This window comes from Cupriavidus gilardii, from assembly GCF_008801915.1.
Classification (GTDB): domain Bacteria; phylum Pseudomonadota; class Gammaproteobacteria; order Burkholderiales; family Burkholderiaceae; genus Cupriavidus; species Cupriavidus gilardii.
In genome coordinates this window covers 1-430 of the sequence record NZ_VZOV01000113.1, presented here as the reverse complement: position 1 = coordinate 430, position 430 = coordinate 1, and the positions used below count along the sequence as shown (strand labels likewise).

The 430-nt window shown below is 44.4% G+C and carries 1 pseudogene; it reads right to left on the bottom strand.

From position 1 onward, the window contains the following. Positions 1–430: pseudogene (locus F7Q96_RS26710) on the bottom strand (phage terminase large subunit); the annotation flags it as partial.

The window sequence follows — 430 nt, the reverse complement described above, 5'->3', positions numbered from 1 at the left end:
ACACAAAGTTAGTCGGATCTTCAACGTGCAAACGCTGCATGATCAGAATAATTGGCGTGTCAGATTTAGCTTTACGCGAGTTGACCGTGTTTAAGATCTTACGATTAGCTTTACGTCTAGCTGTCTGGCTAAATGCATCTTCCGGCTTTAATGGGTCATCCAGAATAATCGCACCAGTAAAGCCCTCACTAGCTAATGTACCGGCACGGCGACCAGTGACCTGCCCACCCATCGAAGCAGAATAAACATGACCAGCATCGTAACCATCAACGGTAGTTTTCCAGCTCGACTTAGCATCCGTACTGGTAGAAATCTTTACTGGCCATAAACTCTGAAAGTCTTCCGACTTAACAATGTTTCTTGCTGTTGCCGATACATCCTCTACAAGTGATTGCGAGAAAGACAAATATAAAAAACGGGAACGAGCATT